The 19,962-nt window shown below is 41.8% G+C and carries 13 protein-coding genes; 8 read left to right on the plus strand and 5 right to left on the minus strand.

What is annotated here, in order from left to right; translation table 11 throughout:
* Positions 1–150 precede the first annotated feature (150 nt).
* The 3 genes from L0M14_RS03500 to L0M14_RS03510 all read left to right on the plus strand — a co-directional run bounded on the left by L0M14_RS03500 (position 151) and on the right by L0M14_RS03510 (position 4,482).
* The gene (locus L0M14_RS03500) at positions 151–1,233 is read left to right on the plus strand and encodes an RCC1 domain-containing protein (RefSeq protein ID WP_235122800.1); all 1,083 of its coding nucleotides are present in this window, start codon (positions 151–153) and stop codon (positions 1,231–1,233) included.
* Positions 1,234–1,455: 222 nt separating this feature from the next.
* Entirely contained in the window at positions 1,456–2,520 is a 1,065-nt protein-coding gene (gene bglB / locus L0M14_RS03505) for a beta-galactosidase BglB (RefSeq protein WP_235120858.1), read from the plus strand.
* Between the two features lie 45 nt (positions 2,521–2,565).
* On the plus strand, positions 2,566–4,482 hold the full coding sequence (locus L0M14_RS03510) for a hypothetical protein (RefSeq protein WP_235120860.1): 1,917 nt from the start codon (positions 2,566–2,568) through the stop codon (positions 4,480–4,482).
* Positions 4,483–4,554: 72 nt separating this feature from the next.
* On the opposite strand, the gene L0M14_RS03515 is transcribed toward L0M14_RS03510, so the two are convergent.
* The 5 genes from L0M14_RS03515 to L0M14_RS03535 all read right to left on the minus strand — a co-directional run bounded on the left by L0M14_RS03515 (position 4,555) and on the right by L0M14_RS03535 (position 10,411).
* Positions 4,555–6,786, minus strand: a complete 2,232-nt coding sequence (locus L0M14_RS03515; protein ID WP_235120862.1) for a helix-turn-helix domain-containing protein — start codon at positions 6,784–6,786, stop codon at positions 4,555–4,557.
* Positions 6,787–6,929: 143 nt separating this feature from the next.
* Complete coding sequence (locus tag L0M14_RS03520) at positions 6,930–7,895, minus strand: extracellular solute-binding protein (protein WP_235120864.1); 966 nt, start codon at positions 7,893–7,895, stop codon at positions 6,930–6,932.
* 71 nt (positions 7,896–7,966) lie between these two features.
* Entirely contained in the window at positions 7,967–8,629 is a 663-nt protein-coding gene (locus L0M14_RS03525; RefSeq protein WP_235120865.1) for an extracellular solute-binding protein, read from the minus strand.
* A gap of 41 nt (positions 8,630–8,670) precedes the next feature.
* A complete protein-coding gene (locus tag L0M14_RS03530; protein WP_235120867.1) occupies positions 8,671–9,543 on the minus strand; it encodes a carbohydrate ABC transporter permease in 873 nt (290 codons plus the stop codon).
* A 13-nt stretch (positions 9,544–9,556) separates the two neighbouring features.
* Positions 9,557–10,411 carry an ABC transporter permease gene (locus L0M14_RS03535; protein WP_235122801.1) on the minus strand — a complete coding sequence of 285 codons (855 nt, stop codon included), beginning with the start codon at positions 10,409–10,411 and terminating at the stop codon, positions 9,557–9,559.
* 426 nt (positions 10,412–10,837) lie between these two features.
* On the opposite strand from L0M14_RS03535, the gene L0M14_RS03540 reads away from it, so the two are divergent.
* From L0M14_RS03540 to L0M14_RS03560, 5 genes are all read left to right on the plus strand, one after another.
* Complete coding sequence (locus L0M14_RS03540) at positions 10,838–11,395, plus strand: DUF1565 domain-containing protein (protein WP_235120869.1); 558 nt, start codon at positions 10,838–10,840, stop codon at positions 11,393–11,395.
* An 11-nt stretch (positions 11,396–11,406) separates the two neighbouring features.
* Complete coding sequence (locus L0M14_RS03545; RefSeq protein ID WP_235120870.1) at positions 11,407–16,029, plus strand: carbohydrate binding domain-containing protein; 4,623 nt, start codon at positions 11,407–11,409, stop codon at positions 16,027–16,029.
* A gap of 184 nt (positions 16,030–16,213) precedes the next feature.
* On the plus strand, positions 16,214–17,437 hold the full coding sequence (locus L0M14_RS03550; protein ID WP_235120872.1) for a hypothetical protein: 1,224 nt from the start codon (positions 16,214–16,216) through the stop codon (positions 17,435–17,437).
* A gap of 101 nt (positions 17,438–17,538) precedes the next feature.
* A complete protein-coding gene (locus L0M14_RS03555) occupies positions 17,539–18,390 on the plus strand; it encodes a carbohydrate-binding protein (protein WP_235122802.1) in 852 nt (283 codons plus the stop codon).
* Between the two features lie 117 nt (positions 18,391–18,507).
* The gene (locus tag L0M14_RS03560; protein ID WP_235120874.1) at positions 18,508–19,914 is read left to right on the plus strand and encodes a hypothetical protein; all 1,407 of its coding nucleotides are present in this window, start codon (positions 18,508–18,510) and stop codon (positions 19,912–19,914) included.
* Positions 19,915–19,962 lie beyond the last annotated feature (48 nt).

Raw genomic sequence — 19,962 nt, forward strand, 5'->3', positions numbered from 1 at the left:
TATGAAACATCTGTTTTCGATAAACCGTCAGGAGGAGACTCTTGGCGGTTTTGTTATGCGGACGAATAATCCAAATGGCCTAAATCAGTTCATTCTATCACAGGACTGAAGATATATGCATAGACTATTAGGAAAGGAGATGATAGATTGATGGTGGAATTAAAGCCTAGTTTCAGCGATCAAGGTGTTGGAGGAAGCCACAGTTTGCTCCTGTACTCCGATGGTACAGTAAGGTCCATGGGAATCAATAATTTCGGTCAACTGGGAATTGGGGACACTCAAAATTATAGTACCCCACAATATGTAGCGGGCCTGAATAGTGTCGTAGCTGTGAGCTCGGGTACCACCTTCTCAATGGCTCTTAAAACAGATGGAACGGTATGGGGATGGGGCGACAACAGTTCTGGTCAACTTGGAGATGGCACTAGGAGCAGAAGAACAAGGCCAGTACAAGTAATAGGGCTTTCAAATGTAATTGCGATTAGTTCAAGCAATGCGCACTCCTTGGCTTTAAAATCTGACGGAACAGTCTGGGGATGGGGTAACAACGGCTCAGGTGAGATCGGAGATGGAACTATCATCAATAAAGTTAAACCTGTACTCGTTGCCAACCTTCCTGATGTTACAGCAATTACTTGTGGGAATTATCATTCCGTTGCTCTTAAGTCAGACGGTACGGTGTGGGTATGGGGCAACAATATATTTTCTCAATTGGGAGACGGAACTAATGTTAATCAGAACAAGCCGCAGCAAGTTCCGGGGATTTCAAATATTGTGTCAATCAATGCTGGTATAGGACACACATTGGCTTTAGACTCAAGTGGATTTGTATGGGCTTGGGGGGATAATAGTTCCGGTCAGCTCGGAGACGGAACCAAGAGCAAGAGGACAACTGTTGTTAAAGTTAGGGATATGTCTAACATTATTGAGGTTGGTGCATGTGCATACAGTTCTTATGCACTAAGTAATGATGGAAAAGTTTGGGCATGGGGAAACAATGGTACAGGGCAACTAGGAATTGGTACAGAGTCCGTCAGTTATAGTTTGATCCCTAAAGATGTCTTGCATGATGCCATTGACATTAGTATTGAGTCGAATCATTGGTTTGCTTTACTAAGGGACCACTCGGTTTGGGGATGCGGCAAAAACGAGTTTGGACAATTAGGAGACGGCACCACCCTTAAAAAAATTTCCCCTTTTGCTTTACCTTTAGTCCCTTCTATTGCTTATTAAGGAATGAGTTATGGTGAAAATCATTAATGGGATACTTCATAATTCCAAAACGATCTCAGTCTTGCTTTCGCGGCAAAGATTGAGAGCGTTTTTTTTATAGTTATGGGCATCATCCTGAATTCATGTATACTTGACAAAATTATTGTTTATTGTGTGTTCTTCACTCATATGATGATAATGAATTGACAAGTGATCATTCCAAAAGAGGGAGTTGAATATCGATTGAATCAGCCATCTGTAGAAAAGGTCATCGAGCAAGTTATTGCTCAAATGAAGCACTTAAAAAGTCCCATCGAAGAAACATGTCCAATTGGTATCGTCTCCATGGATAACTGGGAATGGCCCCAAGGCGTAGGGCTTCATTCCATGTACTTATACTATCGGAGTACGAAACGGATGGAAATTTTGCAAGAACTTGTAGAGTGGTACGACGGCCAAATGGTTAAAGGACTTCCTCCGAAAAACGTAAATACGATGTGTCCGATGTTAACGCTGACCTATTTGTATGAGGAGACGGGAAGGGAAGATTATTTGGCATTGTGTCGTGAATGGGTTGGTTATGTCATGAAGGAGATGCCACGTACTGAGGAGGGGGGTATACAGCATGTGGTATCCGGTCAATTAAATGAAGGTGAACTTTGGGATGATACACTTTACATGACTGTTTTGTTTATTGCAAGGATGGGTGTGATTGTAAAGGAAGACAGTTTGGTGCAAGAAAGTATTCGCCAATTTTTGTTGCATTTGAAGTATTTAACGGACCGCAGGACAGGGCTGTTTTTTCACGGATGGACTTTCCAAGGACGTCATCATTTTGCTGAAGCTTTATGGGCGAGGGGGAATTCCTGGTACACAGCAGGTCTCGTAGATTACCTGGACATGGTTACTCTTCCGGATGGAGTGAAGTCAGTGCTGCTCACCGCCTTGGAATCGCAGGTTCGCACATTGGCTAACCTGCAGTCGGCAGAAGGGATGTGGCATACATTACTCAATGATCAGACATCATACGTTGAGACTTCAGCTACTGCCGCATTCGCGTACGGAATACTGAAGGCGATTCGTAAAGGTTACCTGTCTACGGAATTTATGGATACGGGGATAAAAGCGTGGCATGCTGTTGTAAAGCAAATTGATGCGAACGGCATTGTAAGAGGCGTTTCGTACGGAACCGGAATGGGACGAACGCTGCAAGAATATAAAGACATTCCTATCTGCCCTATGCCTTATGGACAATCTATGGCTTTATTGATGCTAGTGGAAGGACTGGAACATCAATTAACTTTATAGTTTCAGTTAGGATAAGGGACTAACAGGTCAGATGAGGTGATATCAATGAATGATTATTATGATTTAGAAGGACAGAGGCAGCGCAAACAAGAGATTTTTTACTCTTTTTCACAGGAACATCATCGTTTTTTTTCATGGAATGGCGATTATATAGGGAAAGATATGGGCCATGCTCCAAGACCTGCGGATCTTATGCAATGCTGCGTTACCTACTTGCACGGCCGCGAAACGGAAGCAGTACGGAAGGCTAATGCCGTTATCCGACGTTTAAGTATGGGGACATGCCATTTTCTCCCGTATTATTCTTTGTTTTTGCTAAATACAGTTGCTGATTTACTTGATTCGGACGTAAAGGAAAAACTGATTATTTACAGCAACGAACATTTGGATGAATTTGCCGGCCGTGATCATGACTTCGTCGGTGTTAATGATAACTACCCTTGCATAAGCTCGTATACATTAATGGCAGGAGGACTTCGATTTCAACGTCCAGAACTGGTTGAGAAAGGGAAGCTAAGATTAGGTCAGTTGGCGGAAATGCTGCGCAGGAGGGGAGCGCCTTCCGAGTATAACAGTCCCAGCTATACGATCCTGCAGATACATGCATTATCTGCAATACCCGAGCTTCATGTGGATGAAGAAATGTCGGCAATGGCAAAGCAATGTGAACATCGAATATGGGTCGAGTATTTGTCCCATCTTTATCTTCCGGCCTGCCGTTTAGCGGGACCCTACTCCAGGAGCTATATGCCGACTCTCCTCGAACATGGCATACATCCGTCTATCATATACGTGTTATTCGGCAATATAATCAATCATTTTGGATTTAACAACGAAGAGATGACTTCCCGATTTAAAGAATCGGATCATCATCTGCTTGCAGCTGATTTTCATCTGCCTGTAGAACTAGCGGAGTGGTTTTTGAATAGGAAATACCCGTTTACGGTGGAAGCGACAACGGAATTCAACGCTTCGACGGATGAAGTAATTGGAGTCCAAAAGCTGTGGAGCGATCCTGATGCCGGTCCAGATCAGCAATCCTTCGCTGAATTCCTTCCCGAGTATGCTTCCGGTACGGGCCGAATCTCAACGTATATGACGGAAGGGTATTCGCTTGGAGTGGCTTCGAGGGAATGGCACTGTGGAAGTCAAACTGATACATTTTTAGGGATATATACACCGCCTATACAAGGGCGTCATGATGTACGGATGTTATTCTCAAGATACAGTATTAATGATACGCTGCCAGGTCAAACTAACGGGTACCCTCAGTTAGGTACCAGTAATGGTCCTTATCTATTCTGGGATCAAGGACGGAAGCTCGGATTGCATCATGAAAGTACTGCGATGATGTTGTATAAACCGAGAGTTTATGGACGGAAACAGGTAACCAGTCTGCGATTAATGCTAATTATGCCCATTACAGAAGGCGAGCCGGATGAACTTTGGTTCGGAGAGCAGCAAGTATCAAATTTAGTTGGTGAAAGTGTCGTACTATGCCCAATATTTCTGAAAATTGGTCAAGTATATACGGCAATTTTCCCGCTAGTCCCAACGAATCATGGCAGAAAGCGGGCGATCCGAGCGGAAAAGAGCAATGGATTTATGATACTTTCATTTTACAATTATGAGGGTAGGCAAAGGGATTTCTCAAAGGAAGAGTTTCTTTTAACTGGAAGCGGATTCATAACCGAATTCGGATCCGAACAGCAATATGGTTCTTTTCAATTATTTAAACAGGCTGTATCGTCGCATCGCTGTTCTGATCAATATTTGACCAACATTCATATGCGAGACAGAACAGTCAGACAAACCGTATACGAACGAGGAGGAGTTAAACTTGCTTGCGAGTACAGTCCTGTTAGTGAAGGGATCAGATATATGTCTGTAAATGGGCGTCCGATTGGAGATGTTGCTTTAGCCGCGACGGGTCTGGATGTCAGCAAACTGCCATTTATATAAACTCTGTTTAATTACATGCAATAAATCCCTCTTCCGCGAAACGAATGTTTAACGGAAGGGGATTTTTTTATTTTAGTTATCTTCTTTTTGTGTCTGATGATTTTTTCTATACTCGCCCGGGGTCATTCCTTCCAGTTTTTTGAACACACGAATAAAGGAAAAAGAATGAACATAACCGACGGATATTGCGATATCCTGAATGGAAGTTTCTGAAGATCGAAGAAGCAACTTTGCATGATCCATACGAATTCGCGTCAAGTAATCAATAAACTTCTCGCCGTTGATTTCCTTAAACAAGGTGCTGAAGTATGGCGGGCTCAATTGGAATTGCTCCGAGATTTGGTTTAAGCTCAAGTTACTATCGCTGTAGTGTTGCTCGATATAAGTTTTGATAGCGTCCATATCCCGATAATGAGAGTTATTCTCTCTTTTTTGCTGGATATATGTCGACATAGAACTAAGCGCGGCGAAGTATGAATGCTCCAACTTTTCAATCGTATCAAACTGCTTGCTGATATTGTTTAGAAGTGGAAGGAACTCGGAGTTCCAGATGATCTGCAGTTCTTTGGGTAGTTCTTTCAATTCTGAATTTAATTGATACAGCATGTAATCGCATAAACTGGCAATAGCCGAACGGGATAAGTGGTTCGCATGCATTTGCTTGAAAACCGTTAAAAACGTCTGCTCCCAATTGCTTTTCTGAGTAATAAATTGTCGTGTCATGCTGCGTATCGTCTCCAATGAATCGAATTTCAAAATATCACGATTTCGGGACACCATTTCATGAGTGATAATTCGATTATGTCCAAAGGTCACTTTCATTTCCAGCATATCGGAAGCTGTCTCATAAGAGTATGGTATGGATGTCAATTCGTTGACGGTTATGCCAATCCCAATCGTAATGGTGCATCTGATTTGGTCCTCGACCCAAGTGCGCCATTCATTACACATCTGAATGATAGATGAAGTAAGATCTTTATTTTGTTCAATCTGGATCAGATGGCATATCCGATGGATTTGCATCCAGTTATTCCATAATGAAACAGTATATTGATCAGAGATTTCCTGAATTACGGATCGGATTGCAAACTTCAGTAAAGCTTGGTCTCTGGATGAATAAGTTTGCTCGAAATGACCATACTCATCTATTTCAACTAACAGCACTACATAAGAGTACTTATCGTCTTCAATATCAAGTACTTGTAATTCCTGATGCCATGCCGACTGGTCTGCATGATGATTTCCTAATATTAGTTCTCGTAGAATGTAAGTGCGCCTGAGTAATTGGTCTTCTGCGGCCTGTTTCTCATATTGTTGTGATTGTGCAATCAATTTCTCAATGGAGGTTTCGATAAAGGCAAATGGATCTAGCTCCAAATTGGAGGAGTTCTTTTTAATGAACGTTTGTATACGATCAGATATCATGTCAATGGGCTTGTAATTCCTCCGAAATACGTAGAATAACATACCGATACCAATCAAAACCACAATTCCTGCAAAGAGCAGCCAGGAAAAGGAGAGAAGGGACAAAAAGTGTCCGATCGTCCGGTTTTTTAGTCCGGTGTTCAGCGTCCATCCCGTAATCTCAGACTTGTAATGAAACCTTGTATCCTTAATTAAGGAGTCAGCTGTGATGAGATGAGTTAGGATCGGACGATTGTCCCGATCAGTGAAAAAGGCATAGTGAACTTCTGAATCGGTTAGCTCGGTTAATGTATCTACTAGGGAATAAGCTAAAAGATTGACAACAACGATACCTTGGCTGGATGTTCCTAGGGAAACGTGATGAACCATCGATACGACTTGCTGCTCAGAGCTCCCTTTTGAGAAAGTATAGGTCCGCGGTGTGCTCCATTGCCATTGCTGCAAACCACCAACATGTTTCTTTATAAACTGCTTGTCTTCGAAATCCTCAAGATAGACAGTAAATGAATCAGTCAGCACTTTTTGATCGGAAGTTCGGTATACATATATCGAATCGATTCCATGATTGGAGGATACGATATCTTTCAGCTTGGAGTATAATTCATAATTGACTAGTGGACTATCGGAATTAGATGTGAAAAATTCCTGCATTTTTGTATTTGTAAGTATTTGTAAAATAACTGTTTGTTGGATGTTGCTGAGGTAATTATCAAAAGTTTTTAGAACATTCTGTGCATATATATAGTTTGCACTCTCCGCTTCTCTCTTTGCACTGTTCCCGATACTATAGAGAAATATGAAAAACAGCATGAGAATAATCACCAGAAAAACAAATAAGTAAGAATAAAAGAAGCGCAGCCACGTTTTTTTTCTCATCATAATGATCTCCAATTGTTAGAAAAAGAGTGATTTAATCACAGTATATGCAACTTTTCCCCAAAAGGAGTACATCTTTACAATAAACATAAAGCTCCCGATCGGATTGGCCGAGGGGAGCTGTGGGATCAATCAGAAAGCTCAGGCTATTTTTTAATGAAATCGTAATAATCTTTCGTTAATAGAACTTTATCTTTATTTTTGACAAACCAGTCGGCCATCCATGTTTCGATATTGGCTCCATTGGAAGTAGCCCATACGGCTTGAGAGTCTTTGATAGCTTTGTCAGAGGGGTAGCTGCTGCCGCTGATTACACTTTTGGATAAGATATCCAATATTGCTTTATAGCCATTGGTTTGGTTTAAAGCCATGTCTTGAGGAAGAGCGGGCAGATAGGAGCCGGAAATAACTCCGATCATCGGTCTTGATTTATCCAGATAGGCGTCGAATGCAGACTGATATGCGGCCGCAAATTGTTTGTTCAACTCATAGTCGGCTACATTCGCTTCGGTTTTAATACTCGGCTCGATAGGATGGAGAGTCAGATTCGTATTGGAACATTTATCGGAAGGATCTGTATTTTTCGTGTATACGGTAAAATCTCCGAGGTAACTGAGTTCCTTTTTGTTTTTCTCCAAATCAATAGGTTCACGGCAACCGCTTGATCCAACTTTGTAATGAACGCCTTCCAGTCCGGCTCCTTTCTCCAGGGACAAATTAATGACACTGCTCACTTTATCGGAGTTCATGAAATCAACAAATTGAATGACGGCTTCGGGATCTTTGGCTTTGGCGTTAACAACACTGATCATTTGGACAGGTTGTGAGATCAGCGGGCTGAATTGGCCAAAAGAAGTTGAAGGTAGAGCTAAAGCGGCAATTTCCGCATTTGGATTATTTTTCTTCAACGTTTTAAAGGAGGCAATATCGGCTCCGTTTGCGCCCCACATTCCGAGTTTTCCGGTTACGAAGTCCTGCTTGGCTTTATCACCTTTGCCATCTGTTAAATAGTCCTTGTCTACGATACCAGCGTCATACAGTTTCTTTTTAAAATCGAGAGAAGCTTGTAGTCTCTCCCATCCGAAGACGAGTTTCCCGTTATCGTCAAGCACCCACGGATTTTTATCAAAGGAGTCAAGAGTAATCCCGAATATATCATCTACAATTTTTCCTCCTACGAAGCTTAGATTGATTCCGTAAGTGTCTTTTTTCCATTCCCATCCGGATCGTTCTCGGCAAATGCACGAGCAACTGCGAAAAACTCATCGAGAGTAGTGGGTTTTTGAAGATTGAGTTTCTTCAGCCAATCCGTACGAATATAAAGAATATGTTGGGGAACAACTTCGCTTACTTTGCCTATACCATAAAGCTTTCCATCGTCCTGAATACCTAATTGGCGGAGTTTCGGATAAGTTTGAAGTGTTTCCTTGTAGACCGTGCTGTACTTATCAATAACATCGTCGAGCGGCATGAGTTGTTTTTGAGCGTAAAGTTGATTTTTGATGACCGAATCATACTCAGCAATCAGATCAGGCGCTGAATCCGAGGCGAACAGTGTATTTAACTTTTGCGCGGATTCCCAACGTGGAACACTAACGAATGTGACATCCACAGGGCCGTTCTCATTAATCCATTTTGTCCAACGATTCTCGGTTTTAGAACCTTCCTCTTTGGGAACATCTCCGCGTTCATAGATGGTTGCTGATATTTTTCCTCTTGGTGCTTTCGTTGGTTCCGTAGATGTGGATGTTGACGGTTGTGGAGTGTTGTCATTCGAACAAGCGCCAATGAAAACGGTTCCCATTAATACCATACTCAGCATTACAAATATTCCTTTTCTTCTCATGCTGATAATCCCCTCACTTTATGTGTAATATGCACTGCACCCTACCCCTTTATAGCTCCTATCATCGCCCCTTTAACAAAATATTTTTGAACAAAAGGATATACAATCATAACCGGCAAGATCAGTATGATCACTCCTGCTGCCTTTACACCTTCCGGTGTAAGCTTGCTGATCTCTTCCAAGTTATTAGAAAAATCCTGGATGATGGATTGACTGCTGACCATTTGTTGAACTAAGACGGACAAATTGTATTTCAGCGGGTCATTGATATAAATCAATACGTTAAGGAAAGAATTCCATAACCCGACAGTGTAAAATAATGCGATGGTCGCGAGCATGGGAGCAGAGAGAGGGAGGACAATACGAATAATAAATGTCCATTCCGAAGCACCGTCGATCCGAGCTGCGTCTTCAAGTTCTTGCGGCAGGTTTTCAAAATAGCTTTTCATGATGAGCATATTATAAACACTAATAGCTGTAGGAAGCCAAATAGCAAAATAGCTGTCGATAAGTCCAAGCGATTTGACCAGCAGGTAATTCGGAATTAATCCGCCATTGAACAGCATGGTAAACACAATTGCCAGGGTAAAGGCCTTACGGCCGTAGAATTCCTTCCTCGAAAGAGGGTAGGCGGCCAGCAGTGTGAACAGCATGCAGATTGCCGCGCCGACAATGGTAATGATGAGACTGTTTCTAAAGGCGTCTAAGACAGAACTTCCTTTCATGATGGCATCATAGGATGTCAGGCTGAATCCAACAGGCCAAATTTGCACTTTACCCGATATAATTGCGTCATTGCTGCTTAGGGAAATTGCTAAGATATTGATGAGGGGGTATAAGCAAGTGATTGATATCAAAAATAACAGAATGTAGTTCACTGAGTAAAAAATCCGTTCTCCCCTTGAAGCTCTCATAAGTCAACTCCTTTCACCAGAGTCCCTGGCCGAATTTTCTGGCAATGTAATTCATGGTAAAGACGAGTATAAAGGCGATCACAGCCTCAAATAAACCCATAGCTGCTGTTAAACTGAACTGACCGCCTTGCAGACCCACCCGATAAATATAAGTTGAAATGACTTCAGAGACATTGGATACGATCGGATTTTGCAAGTTGTAAATTTGGTCAAACCCAACATCCATAAATCTCCCCATGGACAAAATGAGAATGATAATAATCGTCGGGCGAATTCCGGGTAATGTCACATGCCAGATTTGACGAAGCTTACCTGCTCCATCAAGACTAGCAGCTTCATACAAATCAGGGTCGATCATCGATAAGGCGGCCAGATAAATGATGGCTCCGAACCCCGCATCTTTCCAAACGCCTGCTCCCAGGAAAATGGAGAGCCAGGAAGACATGTTGTATAGGAAAGGGTATGACTGTAAGCCTAAGTGATTAAGTAATTGATTCATTGTTCCTGAGTCCAAAGCGAATAGATTGACTACCAAGCCTCCGATGATGACCCAAGATAAAAAATGCGGGAGATACAGTAATGTTTGTACGGTTTTCTTATACCAAAGCTTCCTCACTTCATTAAACATAAGCGCGAGTACAATCGGGAATGGAAAGTTAACAATGATGGACAGCAGCGAGATGAAAAAGGTGTTCCGTATCGTCTTAAATGCGATTGGATCAGTGAACAGGAGCTGAAAATTGTGTAACCCAATCCAGGGGCTCCCCCAGATTCCGTCGGAAAAGTTATAGTTTTTGAAAGCGATCACATTTCCGAGCAGGGGAATGTATTTGAAAAGCACAAAATACACAATCACAGGGATAAACATAAGCACCCATGGAATGTTTTGAATAAAGCGCCTTTTTCCGTGTACTCCTACTGCCTGTGAGATGATTCCTGTGGGATGAGACTTCAACGACTCTCTAGTTTCTAAAGATTGCTGCATGGCGGATTCTCCAATCATATTTTGTTTTGTTTCCGACAAGCGGAGCGGGTACTAACAACATACAATCAGAGAGATTGCTGAGTCTATAAACAAGTTTCCACGATGCACAACTTATAAGATTCAGGGATGTCGACACAATCGGCTTATTTCCCCTTGAAGAATTGTGTATCCAAATTCATGTTTATTGCGAAGGATACATTTTGAGCTCTATGATTAATGTAAACATCAAGAGTAAGCAGTCACATCCAGAGCAAAATTATGACTGTCAATGTGGTAGCGCTTACATCTGGAAGAAGGAGGTTTTCCATAGTGCTTACAAAAATTTTTCGAGTGATGTTGGTGTTGAGTTTGCTGTTTCCTGTTTGGTTGCACCCAGCTGATTATGCCAACGCAAGTGAGCAAGCAAGTTTTTATGTGGATCCTTCCAATGGAAATGACGCCAATCCTGGTTCGCTAAGTTCCCCTTTTCGTACAATAGAGAGAGCACGTGATGCAGTTAGAGTTATTAACGCAAACATGTCGGACGATATAATCATCTATCTCCGCGGAGGAAAGTATGAAATGAGTGAAACATGGCAATTGACGGAAGTTGACTCCGGAACCAATGGACACAACGTGGTTTACCAAGCTTACCCTGGAGAGGTGCCCATATTAAGCGGCGGACGCAATATTACCGGATGGGTGCTGTATGATACGGATCGTAATATCTACAAAGCTATTGTAGGATCCGATATCGAAACAAGGCAGCTTTATGTAAACGGGAAACGCGCGGTTCGTGCCAGAAGCGAGGGGGACTTCCGGATAGCATTCTTAATGCTGATGGAATTACCACCTCGTTTTCTGATATTACCGGGTGGGGCAACATAAGCGATGTTGAGATGGTTTTCAATGAAAAATGGACGAATCCCCGCGGAGGCGTGGAGAGTGTAAGTTCTACAGAAAACGGTACATTTATCAAGATGAAACAGCCGGCTTGGTATAATCTGCGGAACAAAGGCGGAACATCGGTAAATTCACCCTGGTATATTGAAAACGCTTACGAACTGTTGGATCAAGATGGTGAGTGGTATCTTAACAGAGTGACAGATACCTTGTATTACAAACCACGTCAGGGAGAGGACATGACTACTGCAGTAGTTACAGTGCCAACAGTTGAAACCTTGCTATCTGTAAAAGGAAGCGATGTGAGTAATCCGGTTCATAACATTCAATTTGTGGGTCTCTCGTTTGAATATTCAACGTGGCTTAGACCCAATTCAAACTATGGTCATGCAGATGTACAATCCAACATTCTCCGAGAATTAGATTTGGCGACTTTGAACATGTCGGAAACGTTAACACCTGCGGCGGTACTCATCCAAACGGGGAAATGGATTCAATTCGAACGATGTCGGTTTACACATTTGGGGAGCGCTTCCATTAATGTGATAAAGGGAAGTCAAGATAACCTTTTTCAGGGGAATTCATTCACGGATATTTCGGGTAGCGGAATTCAAATGGGCGAAATGAGCAATAAGGATGTTTCTATTTACAATCCATTTGATCCGAGACTGGTTATGCGCAGTAACGATGTCGTGAATAACTATTTTTATAATTTGGGGGTCGAATACCGGTCGGCAGTGGCTATATTTGCATCGTACCCTCAAGACATGCATATTACCCATAATGAAATTGCCAACCTTCCTTATTCCGGAATTACCATTGGATGGGGGTGGGGGGAATACGATACAAGTAATCGCGGAGTAAGAATCGAGAATAATTACATCCACAATGTCATGCTTACTTTGAATGACGGCGGTGCTATCTACACGTTGGGAACTTCTTATGATATGCAGATAAGAGGGAATTATTTGAAGGATCAGGAGCATGATCAATCAGCTATTTACTTTGATCAAGGAAGTTCATGGATTACGGCTGAGGATAATGTTGTAGAGAATTCCCCAACTAATTTATACGTGAATCCTGCCAATGACATTCAGGTAAACCGAACGTACTCGGACACTTATTTGAAAGTGAATCTGGGAACACGCACGTATGTAACAAATACGGTTTATGTCTCAGATGGGAATTGGCCTGAAGAGGCTCAGGCAATAATGGCTAATGCAGGATTAGAGTCTGCATACAAGGATATCATTACAGAGCCGCAGCAATTAACGGCTGTCAGTGACCATCGTCCGCATCCCACTCCGCTTCCTGAGCCGATACCGGTCATATTTACCGGGAAATCCGGGTTAGTGACGGGAATCCTTAAGGCGGGAAAGGTTAGGAATAACTACGCCAACTGGGTAGGAATGAAGTTTACTGTAGGAAGTTCTCCTATGACCGTTACCGCTCTTGGAAGACTTCATTTCCCTGGGAGTGTAGAACCGCATCAATTGAGAATCGTAGACGCTGCCACTAATCTGGAAGTGCCTGGTACATTAGTGACGATTCAGATGTCCAAGGCCCCATTGCTAGGTGATTTCAAATATGTCCAGCTGCCCGCACCGGTCCAACTGCAAGCTAATAAAACATACTATTTGATGAGTATGGAAGCCAACGGCGGTGACGTATGGTATGACGGCGATTTAGTAGTAAGTAACGGATCGGCGGCTACTATTAATAAGGGGGTATGGGGAACTTCATACAAAGAAGACTATGTTACTGGCAACAGCTTCGTCGGTTTGAATATTTTATATGAAGGCAGTCCATCTGATTCACCTGCGGCAGTTATGATTCCGCCTGTTGATAACGGACCGTCAGAGCCCGATCCTATAGAGCTTCCGGTAGATTTGGAAAACACCTCCGGTGTATTTAATACAGCAATGTCGTCAGTACCGCGCAACAATTGGGGAGGTTGGTTAGGATATAAATTTACCGTAGGTAGCCAACCTCTCTTCGTTAGCAGCATAGGACGTAAAGTCGTACAGGGCAATATAGGCAAGCATCAGCTTATGATTGTAGAAGCAGACACAGAGGCGATCGTAGCGCAAGCGAAGGTTACATTGGCAGGGGCCACACCAGGTCAGATGAAATATGTTCAGTTGGATAAATCAGTCCGGCTTCAGCCTGGAAAATCCTATTATGTACTCAGTCTAGAGGTATATGGAGGTGACAAATGGTATGAGGCTGCTTCCATACAGCCATTGGGTTCAGTTGCATCTGTAGATTACGGTATTTACAAATCAAATGATCTGACGCTGCGGCCGCAGTCCTATATAAGTGGATCTCAACCGGGATCTGGTTTTGTTGGTCTGGATTTGCGTTATGAGTTGGAAAACTATGGTGCTGAAAATTTAATAAAAAATGGCCAATTCGAGTATGACACGAAAAATTGGAGTGTTTATAATGCCAATCTTACCAAGGACACAGGAATCACCTATAACAACTCGGATGGGGCCGGTAAACTGTTTATGTTTGGCAGCTTCGGAATGGCCTATCAAAATGTTATGCTTGAAAAAAATAAATTATACGAAGTTTCCGTATGGGTTAAATTGGAGACAGGATCGAGCACAGCTCAAATCATACTTGACCATACAGTGGGAACGCCCAGATATGACTATCTAGCTGCTAATACTCCTGTGGATACCACCTGGAGACAAGTGAAGGCAAGGTATAAGTACACGGGTACAAATCCCGACGGTTCTGGAGCCATTCAGATTCGGATCGGTAACGGCCAAACTAGAACCACCTATTATTTTGATGATTTTACCATTAGGGAAATACCAGAACAGGTATTTAATGGCGACTTCGAAGCCAATACCAGCGGTTGGACACCTTATAATGCGACATTGACTCGAGTTACTTCTCAGACGAATAATAACAGCGCTGGTTCCGCGAAGGTTACGATGACCGGAACATTCGGAATGGCTTCTCAAAAGTTAGTTCTTGAAAAAAATGTCCGGTATCAAGTCTCTGCTATGGTGAGGTTAGAATCGGGTACTGGGGACGCTCAAATGATTCTTGACCATATAACGGGAACACCCAGATACGATTATCTCGCAACGACTCCGGTAAGTACCACTTGGACGCAATTGAAATCAAGCTTTGTGTATACAGGTCCCAATGATACTGCTAATGCTGATATGTGGATTCGAATCGGGGACGGAAAAACGAAGTTAATTTTCTATTTGGACGATATTAGCGTGCAGCGGGAAGTGATTGATCATATAAATGTAAGCGTGGATAAAACTTCTTTCGCTGTTGGAGAAACCGGAACTTTCACGGTTACCGGACAACTGGGAGATGGCAGTGCGGCAGATTTAAGTCAAACCGAACTGCGGTTTCTGAGCAGTGATAGTTCTGTAATTGAAGCGACTTATGAATCGAGTAATTTTACGTATACAGGTGTAAATGACAATACAAACATGTTAATCATTACTCCACCTATGGATTCCATTGGGAACGGCGGAAGCACGGTAACAGATTCGACCTATGGTACGGTCACGGATTCAACCTATGGCTCCAGTAATACGTCAGTGGTACAAAATGTATACAACAATATTCCAGCACCATCTATTCCGCCAGTAATTTACACTAACAATTTAGAAACAGTAACGCTGTCAGCTTATGGACCTGCGTTTGTCGAAAGTGTAAACGGTCGGTTAACTAGTAAAAAAGAGGGGATGATCTCATTTCGAGTGAGAGGTACGTACAATGGAAAACTGTTTACATCTGAACCGATTATGCTAATCGTAGACGGTACTTCACCGACAGCGACAATTTCTTACAGCACGACGGGACCAACCAATCAGAACGTTGTTGCCACCATAACGCCGAGTGAGCCGATCGTCGTAACTAACAACGCAGGAGAGCTTGGTCATACGTTTACAGAGAATGGGGCCTTCACATTTGAATTTACAGATGCTGCAGGCAATCGAGGGTCGGCTACGGCAACTGTATCCAATATAGATAAGACTCCGCCGAATTTACAATTAACCGTAAATAAGCCAGTTCTGAGCCCTCCTAATCGAAAAATGATACCCATTAAAGTGAAAGTAACTTCTAGTGATAACGGGTCAGGTTCCGGCATCTCATCCATTGTCCTTACTTCGATCACCTCCAATGAGCCTGATGAAGAAGAAGCGGCTATATTTATAGAGAATGCGCTGATGGAGCAGTTACATCTTTCGACTGCGGCTAAAGAAGAATTAGAGCATAGGGGAATTTCTCTGTATGGGCCGTATGGGGAGTTGCGGAAAAGCGATGACATTATGCAAGATTTGCAGCGTGTAATTATCAATCTAGATCAAGAAGATCGTGACAAGTTAATGAAATCGGTTTTTCAAGCGTTGAATGGTGAGGTTCTGGAGAAATGGTTAAGTTGGTTTGATCGTCGCTCGGATAAAATCGGAGCTGACATTGAAGGCACCGATATCGGATCTTATGATACTGAATTTAGTCTCCGGGCAGAGCGGTTGGAGAGTGGTACAGGAAGAATTTATACAATCATATACACGGCAACAGATCTGGCCGGCAACGTAAAGGTTGCCTCCACTCAAGTAACTGTTCCTAAAAAATGACGTGCATAAAACAAACCGTAGGGGAGTTCGCAACCCTATGGTTTGTTTTATTTTCACCTTCCTGGAAATGCCGATTATAGGTTATCCGGAGTTGAAGGGTTGGCATCGAAGATAGTACAGGGTGCATACATATATTTGTACTGATAAGCTAGGTAAGTACTGACAACGGTTTAGGAGGACTGCCATGAAATATTTGACTCCGCGGAGATTTTTGCTTTTTTCATTTGTTTTTATTATCAGTTTTCTGATTCCTTTTTGGATTCACAATGCCGGAGATAAGGTGCAAAAAGTTTTCTATGTGGATCCTGTAAATGGCAATGACCGCAACGAGGGAGATTCTTCTCATCCGTTCATGACCATTGAAAAGGCGCAGGTCGAGGTTTCAAAAGTGAATAGCCATATGAGCGGGGATATCATCGTTTATTTGATGTCAGGAGAATACTCGATGGCGGATACTATCCGATTTAGCCCTAAGGATTCGGGCTCAAATGGACATCAAGTCTACTATATGGCTTATCCCAATCAGGTGCCGATATTTAGCGGGGGAAAGCGTTTGGACGCTAACCATTGGAAATTGTTCGACGATAAAAAGCAGATTTACCGAATAAGCTTGAAAGGACTTAAGCCTTTTAGACAGCTTTATGTCAATGGTGAACCGGCAATTAGGGCGAGATTTCCGAATGCAACGGATAGCGAATCATTGGGTACTTACTTTACGACCCAAGGAGCGGATGTGAATGAAAAGTATATGGTCGTAAAGAAATCCAATTTACCGAATATTAGTCAACTACAATCAGGCTTAGAAATGATTGTTCATCCGCATTGGTACCATGAAATATTAAGAATTTCCTTAATTGAAGATGACCCTAACGATCACATGCAATCACGTGTATTCATAAAAATGCCCGAAGCAGATATCGGGCTGAATCCAGCGAAAGGAAACAAATTCTATACAAATAATCCGTATTATTTTGAGAACGATCTCTCGCTTTTGGATATGGAAGGGGAATGGTTTCTGGATGAAGCGAATGAGATGCTCTATTACAAGCCTAGGATGGGGGAAGATATGGATACAGCAGTTGTAATAGCGCCTCAATTGGACAAGCTGATATCTATAGACGGAACCAGAGAGAATCAGGTTCATGACCTTTATTTCAGTGGAATCCACTTTCAATACACCAACTGGAACTGGCCTAACTCACACGGAATGGTTGCCACGCAGGGCTTTCAGATATTCGGTACGGTAAGCGCAGGTGCAGTTGAAGTTCAATATGCCAGTCATATTACTTTCGATAATAACTTTGTTCAGTTCACAGCAGGAAACGGTTTGCAGTTTATTAAAGGAGTCAAGAATAGCCAAATTAAGAATAATTGGTTTGAAAATGTGGGGGTAACGCAATATGCCTAGATTCTAGTGGAGTTATTAATCCAATTGATGAAGATCTTACAGCAAATATATTGGTTGCCAATAATAGAATTAATAACCCTGGACAAATTGTCCATAACGGTATGGGTATTATGGCATCTTGGATTAGGAATACGACTATAGAACGGAATGAAATCAGCGATGCTCCATACATGGGGATTCAGGTAGGTAACCAATCTGATATCAAGAGTCCAAATAAGACTGCGGGTTATAATACCGTTCGCAATAATAAGATTAACAATGTTATGAAGCTTTTGGATGATGGTGGGGGAATTTACACGCTCGCCCGGCAAATAGGTACACAAGTAACAGGAAATTACATTTCAAATATCATGCGTGGAAAATGGGCTATGGATGCTCCTATTGCCGCTATCTATCATGACAGTTGCAGCGAGTATATTTCGGTCGAGAATAATGTATTGCAACAGGTGGCAAACGACTTATTTTATCAAGAGAGCACGAACTGCAAGGTAAAGAATATTACTCAATTGAATAACACTGATTTCAGTGAGCATATTCAGAATCAGTCGGGCAGAACTGAGAAATATTCCGAACCTTTAAAGAGAGAAGCTGAAAAGGCAAAGCTAAAGGGTTATAAGATTGAGAGAAGTCAAGATAAGTATAGCAATGGTGAGGGAATCGCAACAGAAAAGGCAGGTAGTGCGTCAGTGATATTTAACAAAGACACAGGGAGTTTTTACATTAGAATCGCTTATCTAGCTGAAAACAAGGGACAGTCACAGTTCAAACTCTATATTAACAATGTGTTATTAGAAAGTTGGACAGCATCTCGTCCAGCTGAAGGACTTGCTGATGAATTTAAGTCATTTACGACAAGTAGCATTACACTTCATCGTAATGATGTAATCAAAGTCGTCGGAATTGCTAAAGGGAAAGCTCAAGCAAGACTGGATTATATTGAGATATTTAATTAGAAATATCAAGAAAAGGATTTGTTTGAAAAGTATGTAGCCAACTTTGAAACTTGATGGTATGATACGAATAGTATCAAAGAAATGGGTGTTTCTGTTCCATATGGGAGAGTAATGAAAATGGGAAAAGGTTTCTGTATTACGTTAAGTTTAATCGTCACATGCGGTCTCGCACTACTAGCATCCATGGATGTAAGTAGTCTAAAGGCCCATGCATCGGACCATTCTTACAATCATGTAAATGATGTAACATCGGACGTTAAACTGGTTGGGCAGCCATTTATCGATAAAGCTGCTTATGCGCGGAATGTTTGGGATATGCAAGTATTCAATGGGAAAATTTATTTGGGACACGGCAATAGCAGTAATGAGGAACCTGCACCTAATGCGGGACCAATTCCAGTCTATTATTTAGATCCTGCAAATAATAAATTCTTCACACAGCAAGTCGTTGGGTCTAAGAATGGAAAGTCAGTAGATGAAGAACAAATTGATATTTTTAAAGTACTGAACGGGGACCTATATATACCTGGACATGATGCTCGGGGAGAAGGATGGGACTTCGGCAATTATTACAAACTTGATAATGATAAATGGATAAAATTCAGGAATTTGCCAAAAGCGGTTCATGTGTATGATATGGCTGCTTATAACGGAGAATTGTTTGCTGCTACTGCCTCCAATAATTCGGCTGATGTATTAATGTCAAAAGATGAGGGGAATTCATGGGAAAAGGTAGATTCCATCGAAGGCTATGGACCAAAGAGAGCGTACGCTCTCTTTGAGTTTCATAATAAACTTTATGCTTCAAGTGGAATGCTTCCTAAAAACAATAAGTGGTCAGACGAGAATCATCTATTAACGATCAAAGGAAGTTATAAGGGAAGCAGTCATTTACTCAAAACCGAACAAACAGACATATATGGAGGCAAAATGCTGCCTGGCATTGCTATGGATGAACAGAACCCTACAGCTCCCTATATTAAAATGGTTCGTACAACTCCAATAAACGATAAGCTTTTGTATATTGCGGGGGAAATATATAACGACCATCAATGGATTCCTCGAGGGCTGGTAGTTGCAAATGATTTGGAATCAGCGGATACAGTAATTTTCCCGGATCTGAATACCTTGCCAACGGATATTCTTGTGAGAAAAGATGCGGTTTATGTGTTAGCGTATACGAAAATTGGTAAAGATCAATATATAAATAGGGTCTATATCAGTAATGAGGATGATCTGCTTAAGTGGACTGAATTATTTGAATTTAAGCAGGAGACTTTTGCAAGGTCGTTTGAAGAAATAGAAGGTAATTTTTATTTTGGTCTTGGAAGTAATACAGATGTAGTTCCGAAATCTACAGGAAATATTTTAGAAGTCAGTCAGTCTTCATATTTAAAAGCTAAACCATCGACTAACGGAAGCGGTTTTTTCTATAAAATATATGATCTATATAAGATCCTTCGAAATCAAGGGTCGGAGTTAATGTTAAAGATGCTAACTAACTCGCCTACAAATTCTAAATAATGGAATAATTCAAATTTAATGAAAAACAAAAAAAATTTTGAGCGAATG

Source organism: Paenibacillus hexagrammi, assembly GCF_021513275.1.
In the GTDB taxonomy this organism is placed as follows: Bacteria; Bacillota; Bacilli; order Paenibacillales; family NBRC-103111; genus Paenibacillus_E; species Paenibacillus_E hexagrammi.

Bases quoted from the DNA above. Each gene is read 5' to 3' on its own strand.
- L0M14_RS03530 (WP_235120867.1), bottom strand. From the start codon at position 9,543: ATGAGAGCTTCAAGGGGAGAACGGATTTTTTACTCAGTGAACTACATT.
- L0M14_RS03535 (WP_235122801.1), bottom strand. From the start codon at position 10,411: ATGTTTATCCCTGTGATTGTGTATTTTGTGCTTTTCAAATACATTCCC.
- L0M14_RS03555 (WP_235122802.1), top strand. From the start codon at position 17,539: ATGGGTATTATGGCATCTTGGATTAGGAATACGACTATAGAACGGAAT.
- L0M14_RS03510 (WP_235120860.1), top strand. From the start codon at position 2,566: ATGAATGATTATTATGATTTAGAAGGACAGAGGCAGCGCAAACAAGAG.
- L0M14_RS03550 (WP_235120872.1), top strand. From the start codon at position 16,214: ATGAAATATTTGACTCCGCGGAGATTTTTGCTTTTTTCATTTGTTTTT.
- L0M14_RS03525 (WP_235120865.1), bottom strand. From the start codon at position 8,629: ATGAGAAGAAAAGGAATATTTGTAATGCTGAGTATGGTATTAATGGGA.
- L0M14_RS03515 (WP_235120862.1), bottom strand. From the start codon at position 6,786: ATGATGAGAAAAAAAACGTGGCTGCGCTTCTTTTATTCTTACTTATTT.
- L0M14_RS03545 (WP_235120870.1), top strand. From the start codon at position 11,407: ATGGTTTTCAATGAAAAATGGACGAATCCCCGCGGAGGCGTGGAGAGT.
- L0M14_RS03500 (WP_235122800.1), top strand. From the start codon at position 151: ATGGTGGAATTAAAGCCTAGTTTCAGCGATCAAGGTGTTGGAGGAAGC.
- L0M14_RS03560 (WP_235120874.1), top strand. From the start codon at position 18,508: ATGGGAAAAGGTTTCTGTATTACGTTAAGTTTAATCGTCACATGCGGT.